This window comes from Enorma sp. (genome assembly GCF_982429025.1).
Window position 1 is genome coordinate 1 of the sequence record NZ_CEWCAA010000036.1, and the last position, 21,910, is coordinate 21,910.

Sequence of the window (21,910 nt, forward strand, 5' to 3'; positions counted from 1 at the left end):
ATGGAAAAGCCCCGCCGTAGCGAGGCTTTCGGATTCTTGGTGGAGGTAAGGGGGTTCGAACCCCTGGCCTCAGGCTTGCAAAGCCCGCGCTCTCCCAGCTGAGCTATACCCCCTTTAGGAATAAACACCCCAGCGGCGACTCGGCTCTCGCTGGGGTGTTTATTGCGAAAGAAGATGGTGGACCTGACAAGATTCGAACTTGTGACCTCCCGGTTATCAGCCGGACGCTCTAACCAACTGAGCTACAGGTCCATCGCACTAGGAGATAATACCCCGGCCCACCGGCCGAAGTCAACGACTTTTTTCCGACTTTTTGAATCCCCCTGAATTGCCGCGAGCCGGGATGGGATTGCGCGGAAGCCCCTTTTGAATTCATGCGAGTCGGGTGCGGAATAGCTTGGGTGACCATTTTTGGATTCATGAGAGGCAAATGCAAAACTGCCTGGCTGACCATTTTTGTATTCATGAGAGGTGAGTCGAAAACTCAGGAACCTCATTTGGTGTTCATGCCGGCCAGGTTGGGGCCGACTGCCAGGTTGGAGCTGCTGGCTGGGTTGCGACCGCCCACCAGGTTGGGGCGGCCGGCCAGGCCGAGGCCACTCGATTGTGATGGGCCCTGTTCCTTTGGTGGAGCAATAGGATCCTGTTCGCCACACCTCGAATTTGGTTGTTCATGCGACAGGGCTGAGAAGCTGCCGCTTTCCTTAGTCTTTCAGTTTTTGTTCGGCTCTAAGACGGTATCTTGTCAGCTACCACCGAATCATCGACCACCTCCCCTCCATATGCTTGGGCCACGGCGTGAAGAGGGAGGCAGCGATGGGTAGACGATGCGGCTTTGGCGGCAAGACTCGCACTCAAAACACAGGCCAGGGGCGCGAGCCGGGCGTATTGCTCAGATGGCATCCGAAAGCAATCCATACAAGGGTCACGAGGCTGCTCATTTATACGATTGCTGCGGCGACTTTCATCCTTGCTATCGCTGCATCCCTCTTCCTGCCCAAACAGGCATGGGCGGCAGATGGCGTGGCCTTGCTCGCTATGAGAACGCTGGCGAACCGCAGATCGGGCATCCTTGCACAGACGCCTCTATCGGTTACGGGCCCGCTCGTAAAAACAGGCGCAACATCGATGGCTCCCATACTAGCGGTAATGGTCTGTATCGCCCTTATCGCATGTATCCTGATCGCAATCTGGAGACGTGGGAAGCACTAGGCACGATGAGCGCTCATTATTCCGTCAAAAGCATCCTGCACACCACAGCTACCTCGTGCCTTGCCGTTGTCTGCCTCGTCGGCGCATGCTCCGCCGGGATTATCTCAGCGCAGGTCGACGTGTATGACCTGAACATGCGGTGCCTTATGGGCGCACTCGCCTCCAACGCCAGCGATATCCAGGTTACGGGCCAGAAGACTTTTCCTAACCCCGCCGTTGTGGCCTGGATAGACGTTGATGGCACACAGATCAGCTATCCCGTTGCGCAACCAACTTCAACCATGGCAGACGACTATTATCTCCATCATGCCATCGATGGGACTCCCTACAGCCTCGGATGCCCATATATCGACCGGAGGAGCTCCAAAGATGGGCAACACATCGTGGTGTATGCCCACCATCTTGCAAGCTCACCGGTTCTGTTTGGCGAACTGGCGAACCGATACCAACAAGATGCATTCGATAAGCTCGGCAATGCCACATGGCGCTCCGTTGAGGATGGCAAGGTCGATCGAACCACAATCTTCCAACCGCTCTGTGCGCTCCGCGTTCCCGCATCGTACGAAGCGATACAGCGGTTTTCCTTTACATCCATTGAAGATATGAAGGCATGGCTCACCGAGCTCGCACGTGAAGCATCCGTCTGCACCGAGAACGGGCAGACTGCGATTAGTGGCGCGCGCCGCGTCCTCAGCCTCATCACCTGCACCGAAGGAAACGGTCACAGCATGTGGCGCACCATCGTGATATTTGTATCAGGGGACCAATCAGAAGCTGGTTAGAAAAGATAGAGCCCGGATGACGACTTAGACTGCTCCGAAGCCACCTCTTCAGCATGGAGCTGTTCCGGGGTGGAACCAACACGAAGAATAAAGAGGGATACCCCGAGGCCGAGCGCGATGGCAAGAATCGCACCGATGAGATACGCGATCCAATGGCGCTTTATAAACTCGATGATCTCACTCACCTGAACCTCCGGATACGAACCAGCTCCCTGTTATGCTACCAGCTTTTGATGGTTCTGTGGCCGCTTGAGCAACTTTACCCTGAACAAACGTCAATGGTCGGTTTATCCAAGAGTTGGGTATAGCAGCAATAACCAACAAACGAAAGGAGCTCCGCATGTCGCAAGCACTTGAACTCTATATCATGCCCGGTTGCCCATTCTGCCGGAAGGTGCTCTCCTATATGGAGCGCCGGGGCATCGAGATACCCCTCCGCGATATCACGGCTGACCCCAGCGACCGCTCGACCCTTCAAAACGTGGGTGGAAAGGTCCAAGTCCCCTGCTTGTTTATCGACGGGAAGCCTCTTTACGAATCTGACGACATCATCGCCTACCTCGAGGCTCACGCATAGCAACGCCAACGCATAGCCGGACATCAGAACCACCCGCCTAACGGGTGGTTTTCTGTGGTGCGCGGGGCGTGCCACAGAGTTGGGGGCCCTTGAATGAAACGGGACGCCGACACCCAAAATGGTTCATTTTGAACCCGTCCCAAAATGACCAAATGAAGCAGGGCGCCGACACCCCTAGGGTATCGGCGCCCCGTCATTACCATTCGAGACATGCGAGCAAGGTGCTCTTCTTAGGACCTCCTGATGACCTCCGTAACAACATCGGCAACGAGCCTGACGTTCTTCTCGTTGACGCGATACGGCAGATCGTCCTCGGAATGCGAGCAGGCAAGGTGGTTGCCCTCAACTCCGGCGATCGTGAGCGAGCGCAGGCTCATGCTCATGGCGCGGTAGGCATCGGTTGTGAGGTAGGGCATCTCGACGCTTGCGAACTCTCGATGGAAGGCGCCAGACACGCGGCGAACAAGGTTCATGATGCGCTTGTCGCCCTTGAGCACGCGCTTGCCGCCTTCTCCGCCCTCGGTTGCGAGCATAACCGGCTCGCCTGCGCCGATGCTCTCGAGATTGATGAGGAACACGCCGCGCAGCTTATCGCGGTGCGTGTCGAGGAACGCCTGGATACCGGCATTATCGAGCTCGGAAGCACCCGTTGCCACGAACCAGATGTCATGGCCGAGGAGCTCGTCGTCGCCCATCGAGGTCACGGCATCGCGCAAATCTTCCTGCGAAGCGCCGTTCGAGCTGGTGGCGCCACCCTTCCAGTCATCGCCTTCGAAATTATCCCAAGACCCGATATCGCGGCCAGAGCGCTTCGCATCGAAATCATCGTCGACGCCAAGCCAGTCGCTCATGCTCGACTCGTCCTGCTTCTTGCGATGGAAGAGCTTTCCGAGACCGCGCTTCCCACTCTTCGCACGACCGGTTGCCGCCGGAGGCTCCGGAGCGTCGGCGGTGATGGTCTCGAACACGCTGTCGTCGCGCTCGTAGGTATCGGCACCATACCCGTCGCTGTAACCAAGACCGCCATCCTGGCCGTAGTCAGCGACATAGTCCTGATCAGACGAAATCACGCTGAACGCGCTCTGGGAAGTCGCCGGGGTTGCATCCTGGTTGGCAGGTGCGGCCGGCGCAGCAGGCTCGGTCACAAACGGATCAACCGGGGCCGTAGATGGATCCGGCAAATCGAAAAGCGAGGACCTGTTGACCGTCGACATCTGGTTGACCGAGGGAGCCGCGGGATCGGGAACCATGCTGAACGCCCGGTTCTGCGGCGCGGGCTGAGGAGTGGTGCGACGCGGGGCGGTAATCTGCGCCATCAGGGAGTCGACGGTTTCCACCTGCTCGACACCCGCGTCAGACGCCTGCGACGGCGTCGCAGCGACATCTTGGACGGGGAAGGACCTCGTCTGGGCAATCGTTGCATCGGGGTCGAACCCGGCAGACCCTTGGGCACCCGGAGCTTCGGGCTGTTCAAGCGAAGCGGCATCGGCTACCGAGAAACGCTGGGTCGCGCCACCCGCGACAGACGATCCCTCATTCGAATCGGCCACACCAGCAACCTGCTCGGCTTCCGGAGCCGCGCTCTCGGGTGCACCGCTCTCCGCAGCGTCGGCAGTAACGGGAGCACCCTCCGCCACAGGAGCGGAGCTGTCAGCCGCAGCGTCTACCGTTGGCGCGCTCGCCTCAGCAGAGGTCTCATCGTGCCCAAGTTCTTCGCTGGAAGCATCGCCCTGACCATGAGACGTCACGGAATCAAGCATGCTCCGGCCCTTGCGCAGCGCATCATCGAAGAACCGCGATGCGCGAGCGCCAACAGCAGAAAGCGTCTCGGCGAGACCCGCGGCAGCGCCGGCGGGGTGCGCCCCGGCCCCGTGGTTCACCGGAACCGGCGCGAAGGCATCATCGTCATAGTCGCCGTAGTCTTCAAACCCGTACTCGTCGGCATCGGCATAGGCGTCCTCATCGGAAGCGTAGCCATCGAACTCGTCCTCGAGCGGCGGGAGCTCTTCATCAGTCTGATCGGAGAACTCATCGTCCTGTTCACGATCGAGAGGCTCACCCTCATCGACAGCAACGTCCGCCTCGGCCTCGGGCGCCGGCTCGGGTTCAGTGAGGTCGTACTCGATGGCGCAGCTCTCGGGAACCATGCCGATGGCGCGAATCACATCGATACCGTAGCGGTAATTACCATAGGCGTTGATAACGCTCGGCGCGGAAGCTTCATCCTCTGCTTCCTCCGAAGAGCCTTCGTCTTCAAGCTCAGCAGGCTCATCCGCAAGATCATCGGCAGGAGCCTCATCGGCACCATGCTCTGCAGCTGCGCCCTCGGCCACGCGCTCATCGTTCGCGCCATCATCGACCACGGGCATGGCGACCGTAGCGCCAGCAGAATCGGATTCGCTCGCCTGGGCGGCAACGGCATCGTCGGCACCCTGAACCGCATCGGCGGCGGCCGCGCCAGCATCCACGACGGCGGCTGCGGCATCCACGGCCGCACCTGCGACGGCATCGACCGGAGCCATGGCCGCGGTGGCGCCCATCACATCAGTGGCCTCCGGGACAGCATTGCCCGAGAGCTCGGCCTGGCCGGCCTCGAGATCATCGAGCGAAAGCGCCGCAGTTCCGGCAAGCGTGGCACCGAGCCCCTGATCATCCTGCGCCCCAGCCTGGCCTTCCGCAACCTCCGCCTGGTCGCCGGCGGCTACGCCCGCAACCTCATCGAGTGCCTCCTCGGGAAGGTCTCCCGAGGCCACCGCTGCCTCGACCTCGGCCGCCTGAGCCATGCGAACCTGCTCGGAGAAATAATCCTCGAAGGGAACGTCGTTCGGGAACTCCTCGCCGTGCTCGAACGGGGCAACTGCATCCATCACACCGAGCATGGCGGCAACAGACGATTTGTTGCAAATCGAACCCGAGGTATACGGGAGGATGAACCGGTTCGCGATGATACCCACCGCATGAGCAAGCGGAATAAGGGCCGCTACGATCGCGAGCAGCCAGAAGACAACCTTCGCGCCACCCGGGAACGGCAGCAAGCGAATGATGGCGAGCACAGCGGGGACCACCATCATATAGGGCATGAGCTTGACGATGATGGGCTTGTACGTCGCATAGGGGAGCTGCGAGAACAGGTCGGCGCGCGGCGAATCGTAATGAGCGACAACGACCACCGGGCGGTTGCGCGGCGACGCGAGCGGGCCGGACGCCTTGTGATAGGCGATAACGTTCTGGGAGAGGCCGGATGAGCCGAGCCCCGCAAACGACAGCTTGCCCATACGCTCCAGCACGTACACCACGCCCACGGCGACCGTGAGCAAAAGGCCGATGATGCCCACCACGCCGCCAACACCCATGAGCACCGCGCCCACGAAGAGCGCGATACCCAAGGCGGCGAGTACAACCTTCGGGGTGCCCGAGGCGTTGAACTCCTGAACCTCCGGCTCAAAGCCATGGTTGGAGAAGATGCGGGCGATGTCTTCTGCAGCGGCTCGCTCTTCCTCGCTGCACGCGGGAGTGATCCCTGTGTTCTGGAGTAGATGGTTCAAATATTTACGGGTGGTGGCCATCAGCTTTCCCTGTCCCTGTTCGATAGTCGCGGTCACAACGCATAAGAACATGCAGATAATGCGTCCGTATTCTGGAAAGTATACCGCTACTCTGAAAACGCCGCTGCGTTACCGCAGGTTATATGCGCTCACAGACCCATTTGCACCTTCTATCTCCATAACACGTCGCCCGGGGGCCTCATGTAGAATGGATGCGAGAAAGGGAGGGTATTCGTGCCATCGTATGACGAAGCGCAGGCCATAGCCGGGGACACCTCGGCGCAACGCCTCCTCAACCTGTTTTTTATCTTCAACGCCTCTACGCGAGCGCTCTCTACGGAAGAGATCGTCTCGGACTCCGACCTGGGCTATGGGTCTCCTCAGCGCGACTCGGACCTTCGCAAGTTTCGCCGTGATCGTTCGAAGCTCGCCGAGCAGGGCATTCAAATCGTTGAAGCGAAGCCGTTGGGCGCCGCCGAAAGCGAGGAGAGCTACTGGAAGCTCGACCGCGAGAATACCTTCGCAACAGGCGGTATCGTCACAAGGGACGACGCACAAACGCTTGCCGCGGCGATAGATGAATATCTCGAGGGGCAGGCGACGCCGCTTGGCCGCCCGCTCCAGTCGGTGCGCGACAAGGCCCTCGAGCTTGCTGAGGGCAGCACGCCGCAGGGACGGGACGAACAGGCCTCCAACGCCTTCGATCCTATTCTCGATGCACTTTGGAGCGCCTTCGCCACGCGCAAGAAGATCACGTTCTCGTACCGCAACGCGCGCGGCGAAGCATCAAAGCGCAGCCTTGCCATATATGGAATCTTCAGCCATGAGGGCTGCGCCTACGTTACCGGCCTCGACGACGCAAGCCAAAGCATCCGCACCTTTCGCACCGACCGCATCGAAAAGGTCTGGCGTCCAAAGGGCACCTACAACATCCCCAACACGTTTTCCATTAAGGACTACGTCTTTCTCCCCTTCGATTTCGGCGAGGGGGAATCGGTGCAGGCGCAGTTCTCGCTACCCGCCTCCATGCCTCGGACAGCGGTGCTCGCATGCACCCATGGACGCGGGGAAGTAGCCCTCACAGAAGCCGGCTCCTGGCAATGGACTATCGAAGTGCGGGATATTGATGCTGCCGCCTCGTTTGCTCTCAGCCATGCACGGGAGGGGCTGCGCCCTGTGGCCCCGCAGGCATTCGTTGATGCATGGAAGCGCATGATCGATAAGGTGGTTGAGGCACATGGCGCATAGCGATCGGGTGACCAACGCCCTCTGGATGCTCGAAGCGCTCACAGTTGCTCCGGGCCACCGCCTTAGTGCAGCCGAGATGCGCCGGGCGCTCGCATGCACCGACGAGGAGCTCGACGGGTATCTTGACCTGCTCTCCACCCTTGCCGACCGGCAAGGGGGAGCCCGCGCGATCGCCTACCGGCAAGGCGATTCGATCGTCCTTGAAGGGGATGCGGCGCGCATGCGGCCGCTGCGCCTTACGGCGGGAGAGAGCGTGGCCCTCGCCCACGTGATCCATGCCTTGGAACTCGACCCCAATCTCTCCGAACGTCTTGAACGTGCCCTCATCGCCCCAGGAATCGAGGCAGGCAACCAACAGCCACTCCTTGCGACCGCGCGCACATACGGCCCGTTCTACCAGGAGCTCTCCGAGGCCATCGAAGACGGGGTTCGGTGCCGCATCCTGTACCGAGCGCAGACAGACGCTCAGCCCGCGCCGCGCCTTATCGACCCGCTCGCCTTCGAAGCGTTTGACGACTATGCCTACCTCGTCGCGTGGAACGTCGAGAAAGATGCGGAGCGGCGTTATCGCTTGGACCGCATCAGCGATGTCGAACTCACCGATGAGTCCGTCGGCCGTCGCGAGCCGAGCGACCTCACCGTCGAAGACCATCTCGCACAGACGGGCACCATCGTGACCGTCGAATGCCCCGCATCGAGCGATGAGTTTTCGTCGTGGTCGGGCGTGGTCGATGTGTCGCCGTCCCCGCAAGACCCATGCCGCTCACGCGTCGCGGTGCGCGTAAGCACTGCTTCCTGGCTGTTCGACCAAGTGCTTGCAGCCGGGGGAGACATGAAGATCGTCGAGCCTACAGCATGGCGCGAGCAGTTGCTCCGCTATGCGCAAGAGCTCTCCCAGGGAAACGCCACCCCATAGTCGCCCCATATCGCAGGGCGGGGCCGGCGAGGAAAGGCCTCCGCGGCGGCGCACCAAAGGCAGTAGCCGGCGATCACCTCAGGAAGCGCCGACTACCGGGCGCGGGAGACACCTGGTAGACGAGTCGGAGGCGTACTGCCGTCGAGTTTTCAACTTTTGGGCACTTCGCGGCGCGCACGGCAGATACGGGCGTGAGGGGCGAAAGGAAAAGCGCATGTCAGAGGGCATGCGTCCTCCCAGCCGCGGCACGGCTACCCGGGCCCTTCGCCGCGAAGTGCCCAAAAGTTGCAATCCCGCTCGACCCCGACGGTGATCGATCGCCCTCGATGGTAAAGTCAGCGTTTCCCTAGGAGCGCCCGTGCTCGTGCGCGCGGCGCCACAGCGAGAGGTACGCCCCCACACGCTTCGCCTCGATACGCTGATACGAGGGCGTGGGAAGCGAATTGAGAAACTTCTTGCCATACCCCTTGCTCACGAGCCGAGAATCCGCCAGCACAAGCACGCCCGTGTCGCTTGACGAGCGAATAAGGCGTCCAGCAGCCTGCTTGACCTCGAGAACCGCATCCGGCAGCGAGTATCTCGCCCACGCGCGCTCCTCGCGTAGCGCCCGCTCACACGAAAGGGGATCGGTGGGACTCGCAAAGGGCAGCTTCGGAATGACCACGCAGCGCAGCGTATCGCCCGAAGCATCGAAACCCTCCCAGAACGCCTTGAGCGCGAACAGCGACGAGGATTTCTCCGAAACGAAATGATCGCGCAGCCGGCGCGGCGAGCTCATGCGCTTCTGGCATGCCAGTTCCAAGCCCTCCGCGGCAAGGCGGGGCGCCACCAAATCAAAGAGCTCCTCCATATCGCGCCGATTGGTGAAGAGGGTGAGCACGGAGCCGGACATGGCAACGTGAACGTCGAAGAGCAGGTCCTCGAGCGCCGAGATGTAAGCATCCCGGTTGCGCGGGTCGGGCAGGTCGCCCGCCACGACGACCGCCATATTCGACTCAAAGTCGTAGCTCGAATCGAGGTGAAGTGACTTGTACGAGCCCGATGGCAGGCGGTCCAGCCCCACAGCATGCTCAAAGTGCTTAAACCCACCCGAGACCGACATCGTCGCCGAAGTGAATATCGCCGTATGGACCTCGGGGAGCCATTGCTCGGCAAGCGTCTCCCCGATATCGAGGCGCTCAGCAGTGAACGCCTCGCCGCCCGCGCGCAACCTGCGGTTGACCTGCAGAGAGTAGACGTAGCGATCGTCTGTACCCTCAGCGATAAGCTTGAGCCCATCGAACAGCTCGCGCACGCGGCGCTCAAGATCCGCCGGATCCGCGGCGAGTTCGGGTGAATCCTGCGCGAGATTCTCCGCAAGCGCATGCAGGGCCTTTACGGTCTCCTCGAGCGCGTCGATTGCGGTGAGAAGCGAGCTTGCCAGGAAGGACCAGTCGTCGCTCTCTCGAACCTCGGGGCCGATCCAAATATTCACCTGGTCATAGCCGCCGCTTCTTACGGTCTTGGCGAACTCGCGCGCGCCGCTGAATGCCTCGGCCATCGTAAGCGAGGCACGGTTCGCTGTTGAGATGCAACGCGACACAAGGCCCATGTACAGCGTCGAGCCGTCGCGCCCTGCCAGCTCATGGGAGAGGCGGCCGAGCACGCCCGCATCCTTGCCGCCCATGCGTTCAAACACCTGCCTGCTATCGTCGGCAGAGACGCAGACGGCCCACTGGCGCCTGGCCTCCTTCTCGACCGCATGGGCCTCATCGACCACCCAATGCCTGATGGGGGGCAGTATTTTGCCATCCGCGGCAACATTTCTGAACAGCAGCGAGTGGTTCGTCACCACGACATCGGCGCGGGCAGCGCGAATGCGCGCCCCATGCACCAGACATTTATGGGGAAAGAACGGGCAAAGCCTGCGCGCGCACTCGCGCGAACCCGTGGTGAGGTCCTGCCTGTTCACGCTTTTCCAACGAATGCCCAGCGCATCGAGGTCGCCCGAAGGGCTCTGGCATACATATGCGTAGATGACGGCCATAGCGGTGAGCGTATCCGCCGGGTCGCGCGTGGTCACGATGTCCGAACGGCTTCTCACCAAGCGCTCGAGCTTGCGCAGGCAGGGGTAGTGGTCAAACCCCTTGAGTGCGCAGTACGATAGCCCTCCCTCAAGCGCCTCGCTGAGCTTGGGCAGCTCGTGGTACATGAGCTGGTCGGCCAGGTTGTTTGATTTCGTTGCGATGCCCACGGTGATGCCGTTGCGCTTTGCCGCCTCTGCAAACGGAATGAGATAGGCCATGGACTTTCCCACGCCAGTACCCGCCTCGATGACGCGATGGGTGGAAGTTGCCAAGGCGTCGCGCACCTCGCAGGCCATCTCGACCTGCTCGGCGCGGGGCTCGTACGTTGGATACATCGAGCTCACCAGGCCACCCGGGGCGTAGCTCGCTTCCACCTGGTCGCGGCGCGGTACCTCGAGCGACGGCAGATCATCGGCATCTATGTGCTCAACAGACGGCTCGTCACTGATCACGCGGGTACGGGCCGCCTCGAGCGAAAACACAGCGTCCGGCTTCTCTTGTGCGAGATAGGAGAAGATGGGGCGGTACGTCCATGGAACATCGGGGTGCGAGTTCGCAAGCAGGCCCAGCAATCCCTCTGGAAGGTCCGCCAGAGCCGTAAGCAGAACACGCCACACCCCCGCAAGCGCATCGACGTCATCCGTTGCCCGGTGCGAAACTGCGCTGCATCCGAAGACCTCGGCAATATACGAAAGCTTGTGCGATGCGAGCCGGGGCAGCGCGATGCGCGAGAGGGCGAGCGAGTCGATCCAGATGGAGCTCACGTCTACGCCGCCTTTGACCGACTCGATGAAAGTACGGTCGAACGTTGCGTTATGCGCAACCACCGGACGACCGCCCACGAACTCGGCAAGCTGGGCCACGGCGGTGCGAGCATCGGGGGCATGGGCAACATCCGCGTTCGTAATCCCCGTGAGCTCGGTAATCTCGGCAGGAATCAGCGTCGTGGGATGCACGAAGGTGTCGAAGCGGTCGGTTATCTCACGGCCCGAGAGCACTGCTGCCGAAATCTCGATGAGTTCGTTCTCCTGCGGAGACAACCCCGTGGTCTCGGTATCGAGAATGACCACATCCTCCTCAATGAGGCCAAACTCGCGCTCCTTCGCGCGTTCAGCAAGGGTCCGGTACGCCTCGATAACGAACCGCGGCGTACCGGGCATGACCGCATCCTCGATAGCCGGGATGCTTTCGTGTTGTTCGGGCATTATTCCTCCGCGCCCTCAAGGGCGATATGAATGAGCTCGTCGCACACCGCGCTGAACGGAATGCCTGCATGGCGCGCCTCGTCGGGGAAGAGCGAGGTATCGGTCATTCCCGGAATCGTGTTGGTCTCGAGAATCGTCGTTCCATGCTCTCCCACGATGAAATCCGAACGCGAGAACCCCTTGCAGCCAAGGGCTTCGTGCGCAGCCACCGCATATTCCTCGGCGCGATGGTAGTCTTTCGGAGAAATCGCAGCTGGGATACGGTGAACGAGCGTTGGGTCGATGTACTTCACATCAAGATCGTAGAACTCCGAACCCTCTTGGGGGAGGATTTCGACGATGGGCAGGGCCTGCGGGGGATCGCCCAACACACCGACCGTAATCTCGGTACCCACAAGCCGCTCTTCCACGAGGGCCTTCTCGTCGCACTCGAACGCGGTCTCCAGGGCGTCGAGCAATTCCGACTCATCCTTCACATAGGTGACGCCGTAGCTCGACCCGTTCACCGCGGGTTTCACGAAGCACTCGCTGCCAACCTCGTCGACGATGTCCGCAATGCATACGTCATCGTCGCGCTTGATGGTGATGCCGCGCGCCGTCGGAATACCGGCGCGCTGGTAGATCGCTTTGGCAACATCCTTGTCTGCCGCGCACGCGCTCGCGATCACGCCAGATCCCGTGTACGGGATACCGAGGTATTCCAAAATGCTCTGAATCATGCCATCCTCGCCACCACGGCCATGCAGGGCGATAAAGGCAACGTCGTAAGACCCCTCCGAAAGCTTCACCAGGAAGTCATCGTCTGCCGGATCGAGCATCTCAACATGCGTGTATCCGGCTTCTGCCAGAGCCGCCATGACATTCTTGCCCGACGAGAACGAGATTTCCCGTTCATCGGATATACCACCTGCGAGCACTGCCACGCGCAGCTCATCCGGCTTATACTCAGACATTGCCGGCTCCCCTTCCTGGTGTTTTTTTCGCCCACCCCATCAGCGGGCATAACTTCCCTTATTGTATAGGTATGTACGCAACTTGCACCCGTGTGCTATCAAACGTTTCGCAGAAAGGCCTCGTATGGAGCGCACCCACCATCTTCCCGACATCAGAACCCTTTCCTCTAAGGAACTTTCGCAGGTAGTGAGCGAGCTTGGCCAACCTGCGTTTCGCGCCAAGCAGCTCAACGAATGGCTCTTCGATAAGAACGTATGTTCGTTTGAAGAGATGACCAACCTTCCTAAAGCGTTCCGTGAGCAGCTTGCCGAGCACTTTGTCTTCGCCGTGCCAACAGAGGTGGTCAAGCAGGTTTCTAAGGATGGTTCGCGAAAGTACCTCCTCCAATTCCCCGACGGCGTTGCCGTCGAAACGGTTGGAATGCCCTCGCGCAATCGCCTTGCGGTCTGCATCTCCACGCAAGCTGGATGCAACATGGGCTGCGCGTTCTGCGCCACTGGCCTTGCCGGCCTTACGCGCTCGCTTACCGCGCAGGAAATGGTCGACCAAGTTGTTCACGTGAGCCGAGACCTTGGCGAACGTGTTACGAGCGTTGTCTTTATGGGACAGGGAGAGCCCTTCGCCAACTTCAACGAAACGGTGCGCGCCCTCCGCATGCTCAACAGCGAGCACGGCCTCAATATTGGTGCGCGTCACCTTACGGTGTCTACCTGCGGAATCATTCCCAATATCCGTGCTTTTGCCGATTTGCCCGAACAGTTCACCCTTGCCGTTTCGCTCCACTCTGCCATCCAAAGCACCAGAAACCAGCTCATGCCGGGCGTTAAGAAGTACACGCTCGTTCGCCTCCATGAGGCGCTGCAGCTGTACACCGAGAAGACTGGTAGAAGGCCAACCTATGAATTTGCCTTGATTGAAGGCATCAACGACACCAACCCCGAGATGAACGCACTCTGCGACTTCTGCGAAGGCACGCTGTGCCACGTCAACCTCATCCAGCTGAACGATATTCCCGACAGCCCCTTTAAGCCGTCCCCCATGAAGAAGGTCGAAGAACTACAACGCAGGCTTCAGATGCGTGGCGTGGAAACCACGATCCGCAATTCCCGGGGGAGTGACATCGATGCCGCATGTGGACAGCTGAAGCAACGGAAAATCAACGCTCATCTTTCATGAGAGATTTGACAATTAGTTGTCTTTTTTCCTATAGAGCACAATAAAACGGATTCCGCTACAACGGAACGGGGGTGCCAGGCACATGCTTGGCACCCCCGTTTCACGTGAAACCATATTCTCTTGCAGCAGGGAAGATTAGTCTGCAGATTGCATCTACGCTATGGTAGATGCTCTATTAGTAAGGTACCTAACATACAATCCTAATACCCAACGCTTTCCCACTGGTGAGCAACCCAATCTTGATTAATCTTTGGGTTCTTGGTCATCTGCGCCGTTCTCAAAGCAACGTCTTCGGACATGGTCACGATCTTCTTCTTAGACGTTTCGTATGCATCGCGAGCCCCACGACCCAGCCGTGCCCTCAGCTCTGGATTTGTTGCAACCATATATCCAACTACCGAACCTACAACTACTGCAGCTCCAGCAGCAACCAGACCACCGATCAATCCTGGCTTCATCTTACTCACCTTGCTCTCCAATAATCTGAGATAGAATTCGCGTTAGGTCTTCCTCATCCTTGAACTCAATCTCAATCTTATTCTTACCCCGTGAGTTTTTTACCCGAACGTTCGTGTTGAATGTCTGGCGAAGCACCTTTGCAGCACGCTTATACGATTGCGGAGTAACAGGACGAGGAGCTTTTGGTGTTTCCGCGACAGAAAACAGTGGTGCAAGATGTTCTGTCGCTCGCACCGACAAACCTTCAGCAACAACCTTTTCAGCCAGCTTAATTCGAGCATCTTCATAAGGAACGGCAAGAATCGCCCTTGCATGACCTGCGGTAAGCTTACCGTCAAATATGAGCTCCTGGACTGACTCTGGAAGATCTAGAAGGCGCAGGGAGTTACTGATTGCGAAGCGCGACTTCGAGACTGCCTTTGATAGAGCAGTCTGAGTCATTCCACTTGATTCAATGAGCTGTTTGTAACCCTTTGCCTCTTCGATGGGATTCAAGTCAGAGCGCTGAAGATTCTCGATCAGTGCAATCGTTAGCATCTCAGCATCATCAACATCTTTGATGATGACCGGTAGCTCGGTTAGTCCCGCAAGCGTTGCCGCTTGGTATCTACGTTCTCCTGCAATGATCTCGTATCCCTTCGCATCCTTACGGACAAGAAGGGGTTGAAGCACTCCATGCTCCTGGATCGACTCGCTAAGCTCACCAAGCTCCTTCTCATTGAAATGAGTACGAGGCTGATTAGGGTTTGGATGAATCTCCTGAATCGGAATCATCGTATTGTCTGATGTATGCCCCGTTTCATACTGGGCTTCACTGACAAGAGCAGACAACCCTTTACCAAGTCCTGACTTCTTCTTTGCGCTAGGCACGACCGATCACCTCATCTGCAAGAGAAAGATACGCAATTGCGCCCTTGTTGCTCGGAGCGTATTCGATTACTGGCATTCCAAATGACGGTGCTTCAGAAATCTTGACCGTTCTAGGAACCAGCGTGTCAAACACCTTGTCACCAAAGTATGCTCGCACCTCATCAACAACCTGGTTTGCAAGCGAAGTACGGGAGTCATACATCGTCATGAGCACGCCAAACACTTCAAGCGAGCGATTGATGCGCTCTTTGACCATTCTCATCGACTCAAGTAGCTTCGTAACACCCTCAAGTGCATAGTATTCACACTGAATCGGTATCAGTACGCTATCCGCTGCCGCCAAAGCGTTGATAGTCAACAATCCGAGAGACGGCGGACAATCGATAAAGATGTAATCGAATTCATTTTGAACCGGAGCGAGCAACTCTTTCAATCGTGTTTCACGTGCCATTGCAGAAACAAGCTCAATTTCGGCGCCTGCAAGCTGAATCGTTGCAGGAATTACAAATACACGCTCGCAATCCGTATCATGAAAGAGGTCTTCTGCAGATACGTTATGGATAAGCGCATCATACACACATTGCTCGAGCTCTTCTTTTTCTATACCGAAGCCGCTCGTGCTGTTTCCCTGTGGATCAAAATCAACCAATAGGACCTTTTTGCCCTTTGAGCTAAGCGCAGCTGACAGATTGACTGCCGTGGTACTTTTCCCAACGCCACCTTTTTGATTGATGATTGAAATGATCCTTGTCTTCGAGTTCGAATCCCGCGGGACGTCTTTGAACCCCATTTGACCTCCTACTGCAGTTAAAGAATGATATTGGTCGGTCGAAGCGTTTTCACGTGAAAACATTTAACTTGTTCATTCATTATGTTTCAGCTTGATTGGACATGCAAGACGCTAACCTGATGAATTTGGCTTCTCTTGAGAATTCCCTACCAAACATTTCAATATGATATCCGGTGAGCTATCCTGCTCACTAGTTCTTCTGATTAGGCAAACGTTCAATTCCTTGTGACAAGACTTCTGAATATGGTTGATCTCAAGCAGCCGTCCTACATCAGCTGTTTTCACGTGAAAACATCTAAGCTGTACGCTCTGAAATCAACATGATAGATACGTAATTGCACATGCTGCCATAGTTATTAATATGATGATCGCCAACTGAAATCCCGCAGTCATCCAACAACATATAGGTAATTACGCATTAATAGAACTAATTACAAGACTGCGGATCAATTGATAGACATAGATATAATTTCACGAGATTCAATTCTATTTGACACGATTCGATCTTTTAACAAACGACCCGATTTGACTGAATTAATCAGTTAATAGAATATGCAGCGATTAGAGGAAGCAATGTGAGGCGAGAAGCCATCTATCCATCAACCTTTAGGACAAAGAGCAATTCAAATTGCATAAGTGCATGCTGAACTATTTCCACCCCATTTGCAATGTCAGCTGCGAAACAAATCTACAACCGAAATCTTTGAAAACGGGGAAGAACATATACGCAGCCTCTAAATTCGGAACTGCATATTACAAACCATGTTTTCACGTGAAAACAGACCAATGATGATCAACCATCAATGACCTAACGCCACTTCATAAGTAAGAAAGTCAACTAGAGACCGCATAAGGTCAAGAAGCGCTTGAAATTAAAAAGAGGCCAATCAGAATGATTGACCTCAGTGAGGGCTACTTTGAAATAGGATGCTTCTTAGCCATCCCGACAGCACGAGGAAGCTTCATTGACGGCTTATGAGATTTCTTAAATACAAAGATTGCTCGCGCACCACGTTTTCCAGGAAGAGAAAGATCATACCGCGTGGGAGTATCGAAACCACAAACCTGAGCCGCATAGAACCCATCAGATACTTCATCAGCAGTAGGGACACCCTTTGAAACAATAAGCATTCCGTCTTTCTTCAGAAGCGGTGAAGCATACTCAACGAGGGTAGAAAGATTCGCAACGGCCCGTGCTACAACAACAGAAAACTCACCACGATGAGAAAGAGCGTAGGACTCAACACGCTCATGAACTGTTTTGACTCGCTCTACACCCAACTGGGACGCACAGGCTTCTACAACCTTAACCTTCTTACCAACCGAATCCATAAGGACAGAAGGACGGTGAGAAGTAATAGCAAGCGGAAGCCCGGGGAAACCAGCCCCGGTGCCAATATCAAGCAACTTACCCTTAGGGGCATCATCAACATATGGCAGAAGAACAAGTGAATCGTAGATATGTAGAATGGCTGCCTCGTGTGGATCAGTGATGCGAGTTAGGTTAATGTTCTCATTGGCCTTAAGAACATATTCAAGATGTCCCACGCACAACTCAAGCTCATCGGAAGTAACCTTGGAGGTCAGTTGCCCATCCTTAAGTGAGCATGCATAACGATCCCAATACTGTCCAAGCTCTGCAACAAGCATTGAGTGAGAAACGGAAGACTCGCTCATAGATATACTCCTGCCAATAGTTCTTGAAGCACAAACTTTTGTCATAGAAAAGGGGTGCGGCTCAGCCACACCCCTTAATACTACCAATATAGAAGAAAGTCCTATAGAGCAGTCACAACAACTCGACGCTCGGGATCAACGCCCTCGGAATGGGTTTCAACAGCAGCGTTATCGCGAAGCGCGATATGCACCAGACGACGCTCGTAGGCACTCATAGGAGGAAGAGCAACAGACCCATGCTGACGCACGGCACGGGCGGCAGCAGAGTGGGCCATAGAAGTAACCTTATCATTGCGACGGCTCTTATAACCCTCGATATCAACCACCACAGGATAACGGAACCCCAGGCGGCGGCCCACAATCAGAGAGAACATCGTCTGCAGAGACTCAAGCGTACGACCGTGACGCCCGATGAGCACAGCCAGATTGGGAGCAGTAACATCGAGGATCAGCTCGCCGTCATCGCCCTCATACTCATCGATAGGGGAATCTTCGGCATCAAAATGCTTCAGGATATTGCGAATCACAGATAGCGCAACATCAGCGACGGTATCGAGCTCCTCATCGGTAAGTTCCTCGCCCGCTTTATATTTGCGTGCAATCTCGGGATACTCGCCGACGACCTCATCGAGGGAGGTCGGCGCGACCTCATTCTCCTCGATTTCAAGCAGTTCCTCAGACATGACGTCTCCCAAAATTATTTAGGTACCTAATTAAGTACCGGCTTACGTAACTCTTCTGTCGGCTAGTTCTTCTTGCGCGGACGAGCCTTGTGCTCACGGCGCACCACATCGACCTCGATGGGGGCATGCGCCAGGCGCTCCTCCTCCTCGGCCTTAGCCTTCTCCATAACGCGACGGGTCACGAAGATCTGCTGCGCAACCTGCCACAAAGACGAAACGTCGTAGTAGAGCAAAACGCCCGCAGGCAGGTTCCAACCAAGCCAGAGCATCATGATGCCCATGACGAGCGCCATGGTGCGCATGGAAGAAGCCTGCTGACCAGTCTGGTTATGGGACTGATACAGCGAAGGAATAACCGTCAGGATGCCGAACAGGATCAGCGAAATAAGGTACGGCAGCGCGGTGGCGATACCATTCGCCCACTGGGCGCCGGGCGTAGTCGTAAGGTCGGGCATGATGTTGTAGAACGAGAACACCACACCGGACTCGCCGATGTACCCAGGAAGGTTGCGCAGCAGGGTGAACAGCGCAAGCAGGATGGGCATCTGAATAAGCAGAGGCAGGCAGCCACCCAGAGGGTTGAACTTGTTCTCCGAGTAGAACTTCTGCATCTCCTCGGCCTGACGCTGCGGATCATCGGCGTACTTCTGCTGAATCTCCATCAGCTTCGGCTGCAGCACCTGCATGCGCGCGGTCGATTTCGTCGACTTCAACAGAAGCGGCGTGAGAATCAGGCGCACGATGACGGTAAGGATGATGATCGAGAGACCCCAGTCAGAGGCGAACCCCTGAATGAACCTCAGGATCTGAAGAAGAATTTGAACGATCCAATCCCACATCTATGGTTTCCTCCGTTTAACCTAGCCCTAGGGCACCGGGTCGTAGCCGCCGCCGTGAAACGGATTGCATCGGATGATGCGACGAATCGCGAGCCAGCTACCTTTACCTACTCCGTATCGCTCGATTGCCTCGACCGCGTACTGCGAGCACGTGGGCGTATAGATGCAAGCGGCGGGCAACAAAGGGGAAATGACGCGCTGATAGACCTTGATGGGAGCAATGAGAAGCCGCCGGAACACGAAAGCCCCTACCGGCCAACGCCGGCGCGTGCAGACAGCCGCATAAGCGCCGCGCAAAGATCCTGCGGGGCCGCGTCGCGGGTCGCCGCGGTGGCGAACAAGATCACATCATGCCCAGGTACGGGAAAGTCGCACGCGCGCGCCGTTTCGCGCAACACGCGCTTGGACCTATTCCTCAAGACAGCGTTTCCAAGACGCTTAGGTGCAGCGAAGGCGACCCGACCAGGATCGCCTTCGCTCACAGCATCACATATAACCATTCGCATCAAGGGATGGTTATAGCGCCGTCCCCGTGTATAGACACGCTCGAAATCCGACCGGGCTTTAATGGTCTTCATGCGCAAGCGCGTTGCAAGCTAGACGGTGAGGCGCTTGCGGCCCTTGGCACGACGGCGAGCGAGCACAGCGCGGCCGCCCTTGGTGGCCATACGGGCGCGGAAACCGTGGGTCTTGGCACGCTTGCGCTTATTAGGCTGGTACGTACGCTTCATGATTTCTATCCTCCTGCTTGTTTGAACAAACAAATAAGTCGCGTGAGCTTCAAGATTGTAGGGAAAACGGCACAAGAATGTCAACAAGCAGGTAGAACTTGTTTGCAAGTTACCACATGCCGTTCAAACCGCCTTGCGCCACCAAGAAGTGAGAATAATTCGTTTCAGAAGATTTCAATGAGTTTTCGACAGGTTATCAAGCTGTGTGGATAACTTTTCACTTCATTTCTTCAGTTTTCAACACGTTTTGAAAAGTTGTTGAAAGGTTCAGAAGCTTTCAATGCGGTACTATCTAAGGCCTAGACTTCAGATTCATCTCGAGCGGGCGTTTACTAGGATGGTTGCTCATGGCCGACGATTTCTATCCCTTTGTCGATTCAGGTGACCCCGCACCCGACAACAGGCACATCACGGGAATATCCGACGGCCAGCATACAGACATGGCGAACGCGGACCCTGGCACCCAAGCCGACCAAGCGAAAACACCCCAGGATGAGACCGCCGCAGCGGCCGAGCTATCCGGTGAGTCGACCGTGTTTGCCACACGCATCGCAATCTACGACGACATGCTTTCCACGCCGCGCGTGATCGTGGTGCAGCCGAAAGACCCTCGCTCCTATCTTGAGGAAATTACCAACACCGTCTATCGCTGCATGAAAGAGCAGGGCGGGTCGCTCTCGCTCATGGTCATTCGAGAACTCGTGGAAAACTTCATCCACGCTCATTTCACCGAACCGATCGTCTCCATCCTCGACGGCGGAAACACGATTAGATTCGCAGACCAGGGGCCGGGGATCAACGACAAGGAGCGCGCATTCGAATTCGGCGTGACCTCGGCAAACCGTTCGATGAAGCGCTATATACGCGGCACGGGCGCGGGCCTGCCCATGGTTCAGCAGTACCTCGAGAATGCAGGCGGCGCGGTTTCCATCGAAGACAATCTGGGCGCTGGAACCGTGGTGACGGTGAGTGTCGACCAAGCACGTGTGACGGAAATCGAAGCGAACAGCGGGCGGGGAGCGGCCGTTCGAGGGACCCAGTTCACGTCGGCATCCCTCGGTCGGGGAATCCCCCAAGGCGGGTACGCGGGAGCTCCAAACCCCTACCAAGAGCAGTACCCCTATCAACCAGGAGCGTTCGCGCAGGTGCCCGGCCAGGGCTTTGCGGCTGGAGCGGGCTCCATGCCGGCACAAGGGTATCCGCAGCAAGCGGGAGCCTGGCCGCAGCAGCAGGCGCCGTACCCACAGCAGCCCGCTCAATATCAGCAGGCAACCCCCCAAGGAGCGCCCGCTCAACAGCAGACAGGATCATTCCAGCAGGCGGCCCCCTACACGCAGGCGGGTCTGTATCAGCAGGCGGGATTCCCACATCAGTACGGTTATCCCGCCCAACCACCCTACGGCATGGGATGGGGCTTTTCGACAACACCCGAACCGGGTTTTCAACAATCTGGTCAAGAGTTTTCCACAATTCAACAACATATGCCTCAAGCTGGGGAAACACAGGCGCAGCAGGCGGTGGCCGGCACTGTTCAAAACCGTGGTGCAAACGAGCCCTTCCTCACGGAACGAGGCCTACAAGCTCTGGATTTCCTTGTTACCAACGGCCAATGCGGGCCCACCGAGCTCACGAACGCGTTCGGACACTCCGGTCCCACCTGGTCGCGCGAGCTTGCTACACTGAGCGGGTACGGTTTCGCAACTAAACATGGAAGAAAATACTTCCTCACCGAGCTGGGGGCGGCGTGGATCGCCGAACACGGGACTCAAAACTAGCCAGGGACCGCGAACCATAGGAAGCAAGGGGTAGCCCATGGATACCGAGGCGAAGATCATCCTCGATGACACCATCTCGTTCTGTGAACGCGACGAGCGCGACGGGCGCCTCATCAACATTCTTGGCCAGTGCGTTCCCGTCGAACTCACCGAAACGTCCCTCACCATCGAGGCCCCCACGCGTTTCGCCTACTCTTATCTCCTCAAGCAGCGCGCCATCATAGAGCGCTATCTTGAGGAGATAACCTTCGGTCCCCTCGCGCTGAACGTAACGGTTCCCGAGTCGATCACCTCAGTCCATCGCGGCGTTGCGGACCCAACCCCTCGCCGCGGCGAAACAGCCCCCGCCCCGGCAGTGGTTTCACGTGAAACATACGAGCAGGCGGAAGCCACCGCGCCGGCGGG

General features: G+C 57.3%; 19 protein-coding genes, 2 tRNA genes and 1 pseudogene. 7 read left to right on the forward strand and 15 right to left on the reverse strand.

Translation table 11 applies throughout. From position 1 onward, the window contains the following. Window positions 1-37: 37 nt before the first annotated feature. Window positions 38-113, reverse strand: a tRNA-Ala gene (locus AC1VS5_RS06815). 62 nt (window positions 114-175) lie between these two features. Then, window positions 176-252, reverse strand: a tRNA-Ile gene (locus tag AC1VS5_RS06820). 644 nt (window positions 253-896) lie between these two features. Here AC1VS5_RS06820 and AC1VS5_RS06825 point away from each other — a divergent pair. Then, entirely contained in the window at window positions 897-1,994 is a 1,098-nt protein-coding gene (locus AC1VS5_RS06825) for a hypothetical protein (RefSeq protein ID WP_481218149.1), read from the forward strand. Here the strand turns inward: AC1VS5_RS06825 and AC1VS5_RS06830 are convergent. Further along, on the reverse strand, window positions 1,991-2,179 hold the full coding sequence (locus tag AC1VS5_RS06830) for a hypothetical protein (protein ID WP_019127426.1): 189 nt from the start codon (window positions 2,177-2,179) through the stop codon (window positions 1,991-1,993). The two genes, AC1VS5_RS06825 and AC1VS5_RS06830, sit on opposite strands and share 4 nt — an antisense overlap. Before the next feature lie 155 nt (window positions 2,180-2,334). Between AC1VS5_RS06830 and AC1VS5_RS06835 the strand changes: the two genes are divergently transcribed. Continuing rightward, entirely contained in the window at window positions 2,335-2,571 is a 237-nt protein-coding gene (locus tag AC1VS5_RS06835) for a glutaredoxin family protein (RefSeq protein ID WP_481218150.1), read from the forward strand. Window positions 2,572-2,801: 230 nt separating this feature from the next. On the opposite strand, the gene AC1VS5_RS06840 is transcribed toward AC1VS5_RS06835, so the two are convergent. Further along, on the reverse strand, window positions 2,802-6,137 hold the full coding sequence (locus AC1VS5_RS06840; RefSeq protein WP_481218151.1) for a hypothetical protein: 3,336 nt from the start codon (window positions 6,135-6,137) through the stop codon (window positions 2,802-2,804). Between the two features lie 213 nt (window positions 6,138-6,350). Here AC1VS5_RS06840 and AC1VS5_RS06845 point away from each other — a divergent pair, with 213 nt between their 5' ends. Together AC1VS5_RS06845 and AC1VS5_RS06850 are read left to right on the forward strand one after the other, a co-directional pair. Then, window positions 6,351-7,364 carry a helix-turn-helix transcriptional regulator gene (locus AC1VS5_RS06845; RefSeq protein WP_481218152.1) on the forward strand — a complete coding sequence of 338 codons (1,014 nt, stop codon included), beginning with the start codon at window positions 6,351-6,353 and terminating at the stop codon, window positions 7,362-7,364. Then, on the forward strand, window positions 7,354-8,280 hold the full coding sequence (locus AC1VS5_RS06850; protein ID WP_481218153.1) for a helix-turn-helix transcriptional regulator: 927 nt from the start codon (window positions 7,354-7,356) through the stop codon (window positions 8,278-8,280). Before AC1VS5_RS06845 ends, AC1VS5_RS06850 begins: the two co-directional genes overlap by 11 nt. Window positions 8,281-8,626: 346 nt before the next feature. Here AC1VS5_RS06850 and AC1VS5_RS06855 read toward each other — a convergent pair whose 3' ends face one another. Beyond that, window positions 8,627-11,551 carry a helicase C-terminal domain-containing protein gene (locus AC1VS5_RS06855; protein ID WP_481218154.1) on the reverse strand — a complete coding sequence of 975 codons (2,925 nt, stop codon included), beginning with the start codon at window positions 11,549-11,551 and terminating at the stop codon, window positions 8,627-8,629. Next, entirely contained in the window at window positions 11,551-12,504 is a 954-nt protein-coding gene (locus AC1VS5_RS06860) for a D-alanine--D-alanine ligase family protein (RefSeq protein ID WP_481218155.1), read from the reverse strand. Before AC1VS5_RS06860 ends, AC1VS5_RS06855 begins: the two co-directional genes overlap by 1 nt. Window positions 12,505-12,628: 124 nt before the next feature. Between AC1VS5_RS06860 and rlmN the strand changes: the two genes are divergently transcribed. Next, window positions 12,629-13,681 (forward strand): dual-specificity RNA methyltransferase RlmN, encoded by a 1,053-nt coding sequence (gene rlmN, locus AC1VS5_RS06865; RefSeq protein ID WP_481218156.1) that lies wholly within the window; start codon window positions 12,629-12,631, stop codon window positions 13,679-13,681. A gap of 200 nt (window positions 13,682-13,881) precedes the next feature. Here the strand turns inward: rlmN and AC1VS5_RS06870 are convergent, their stop codons facing one another. The 9 genes from AC1VS5_RS06870 to rpmH all read right to left on the reverse strand — a co-directional run bounded on the left by AC1VS5_RS06870 (window position 13,882) and on the right by rpmH (window position 19,730). Next, window positions 13,882-14,139 carry a hypothetical protein gene (locus AC1VS5_RS06870; RefSeq protein WP_019127418.1) on the reverse strand — a complete coding sequence of 86 codons (258 nt, stop codon included), beginning with the start codon at window positions 14,137-14,139 and terminating at the stop codon, window positions 13,882-13,884. Between the two features lies 1 nt (window position 14,140). After that, entirely contained in the window at window positions 14,141-15,010 is an 870-nt protein-coding gene (locus AC1VS5_RS06875; RefSeq protein WP_481218157.1) for a ParB/RepB/Spo0J family partition protein, read from the reverse strand. After that, a complete protein-coding gene (locus AC1VS5_RS06880) occupies window positions 15,003-15,800 on the reverse strand; it encodes a ParA family protein (protein ID WP_481218158.1) in 798 nt (265 codons plus the stop codon). The genes AC1VS5_RS06875 and AC1VS5_RS06880 overlap by 8 nt, the downstream gene beginning before the upstream one ends. Window positions 15,801-16,712: 912 nt before the next feature. After that, window positions 16,713-17,477: a 16S rRNA (guanine(527)-N(7))-methyltransferase RsmG gene (gene rsmG / locus AC1VS5_RS06885; protein WP_481218159.1), complete on the reverse strand. Its 765-nt coding sequence runs from the start codon at window positions 17,475-17,477 to the stop codon at window positions 16,713-16,715. Between the two features lie 101 nt (window positions 17,478-17,578). Further along, window positions 17,579-18,160: a Jag family protein gene (locus AC1VS5_RS06890; protein ID WP_419040278.1), complete on the reverse strand. Its 582-nt coding sequence runs from the start codon at window positions 18,158-18,160 to the stop codon at window positions 17,579-17,581. 62 nt (window positions 18,161-18,222) lie between these two features. Next, on the reverse strand, window positions 18,223-18,999 hold the full coding sequence (locus tag AC1VS5_RS06895; protein ID WP_022349740.1) for a YidC/Oxa1 family membrane protein insertase: 777 nt from the start codon (window positions 18,997-18,999) through the stop codon (window positions 18,223-18,225). A 27-nt stretch (window positions 19,000-19,026) separates the two neighbouring features. Further along, window positions 19,027-19,239 carry a membrane protein insertion efficiency factor YidD gene (yidD, locus tag AC1VS5_RS06900; protein ID WP_019127410.1) on the reverse strand — a complete coding sequence of 71 codons (213 nt, stop codon included), beginning with the start codon at window positions 19,237-19,239 and terminating at the stop codon, window positions 19,027-19,029. An 8-nt stretch (window positions 19,240-19,247) separates the two neighbouring features. Beyond that, complete coding sequence (rnpA, locus tag AC1VS5_RS06905; RefSeq protein ID WP_035100484.1) at window positions 19,248-19,577, reverse strand: ribonuclease P protein component; 330 nt, start codon at window positions 19,575-19,577, stop codon at window positions 19,248-19,250. A gap of 18 nt (window positions 19,578-19,595) precedes the next feature. Next, complete coding sequence (rpmH, locus tag AC1VS5_RS06910) at window positions 19,596-19,730, reverse strand: 50S ribosomal protein L34 (protein WP_019127408.1); 135 nt, start codon at window positions 19,728-19,730, stop codon at window positions 19,596-19,598. A gap of 347 nt (window positions 19,731-20,077) precedes the next feature. Between rpmH and AC1VS5_RS06915 the strand changes: the two genes are divergently transcribed. Both AC1VS5_RS06915 and AC1VS5_RS06920 read left to right on the forward strand, forming a co-directional pair. Next, window positions 20,078-21,505 carry an ATP-binding protein gene (locus AC1VS5_RS06915; RefSeq protein WP_481218160.1) on the forward strand — a complete coding sequence of 476 codons (1,428 nt, stop codon included), beginning with the start codon at window positions 20,078-20,080 and terminating at the stop codon, window positions 21,503-21,505. A gap of 37 nt (window positions 21,506-21,542) precedes the next feature. After that, window positions 21,543-21,910 (forward strand): annotated as a pseudogene (locus tag AC1VS5_RS06920) (chromosomal replication initiator protein DnaA); the annotation flags it as partial.

What these genes read in the sequence shown, in the direction of transcription:
- rnpA (WP_035100484.1), bottom strand. Translation starts at nt 19,577, where the DNA reads ATGAAGACCATTAAAGCCCGGTCGGATTTCGAGCGTGTCTATACACGG.
- rsmG (WP_481218159.1), bottom strand. Translation starts at nt 17,477, where the DNA reads ATGAGCGAGTCTTCCGTTTCTCACTCAATGCTTGTTGCAGAGCTTGGA.
- AC1VS5_RS06880 (WP_481218158.1), bottom strand. Translation starts at nt 15,800, where the DNA reads ATGGGGTTCAAAGACGTCCCGCGGGATTCGAACTCGAAGACAAGGATC.
- AC1VS5_RS06870 (WP_019127418.1), bottom strand. Translation starts at nt 14,139, where the DNA reads ATGAAGCCAGGATTGATCGGTGGTCTGGTTGCTGCTGGAGCTGCAGTA.
- AC1VS5_RS06890 (WP_419040278.1), bottom strand. Translation starts at nt 18,160, where the DNA reads ATGTCTGAGGAACTGCTTGAAATCGAGGAGAATGAGGTCGCGCCGACC.
- rlmN (WP_481218156.1), top strand. Translation starts at nt 12,629, where the DNA reads ATGGAGCGCACCCACCATCTTCCCGACATCAGAACCCTTTCCTCTAAG.
- AC1VS5_RS06835 (WP_481218150.1), top strand. Translation starts at nt 2,335, where the DNA reads ATGTCGCAAGCACTTGAACTCTATATCATGCCCGGTTGCCCATTCTGC.
- AC1VS5_RS06855 (WP_481218154.1), bottom strand. Translation starts at nt 11,551, where the DNA reads ATGCCCGAACAACACGAAAGCATCCCGGCTATCGAGGATGCGGTCATG.
- AC1VS5_RS06850 (WP_481218153.1), top strand. Translation starts at nt 7,354, where the DNA reads ATGGCGCATAGCGATCGGGTGACCAACGCCCTCTGGATGCTCGAAGCG.
- rpmH (WP_019127408.1), bottom strand. Translation starts at nt 19,730, where the DNA reads ATGAAGCGTACGTACCAGCCTAATAAGCGCAAGCGTGCCAAGACCCAC.
- AC1VS5_RS06895 (WP_022349740.1), bottom strand. Translation starts at nt 18,999, where the DNA reads ATGTGGGATTGGATCGTTCAAATTCTTCTTCAGATCCTGAGGTTCATT.
- AC1VS5_RS06840 (WP_481218151.1), bottom strand. Translation starts at nt 6,137, where the DNA reads ATGGCCACCACCCGTAAATATTTGAACCATCTACTCCAGAACACAGGG.
- AC1VS5_RS06915 (WP_481218160.1), top strand. Translation starts at nt 20,078, where the DNA reads ATGGCCGACGATTTCTATCCCTTTGTCGATTCAGGTGACCCCGCACCC.
- AC1VS5_RS06825 (WP_481218149.1), top strand. Translation starts at nt 897, where the DNA reads ATGGCATCCGAAAGCAATCCATACAAGGGTCACGAGGCTGCTCATTTA.
- AC1VS5_RS06860 (WP_481218155.1), bottom strand. Translation starts at nt 12,504, where the DNA reads ATGTCTGAGTATAAGCCGGATGAGCTGCGCGTGGCAGTGCTCGCAGGT.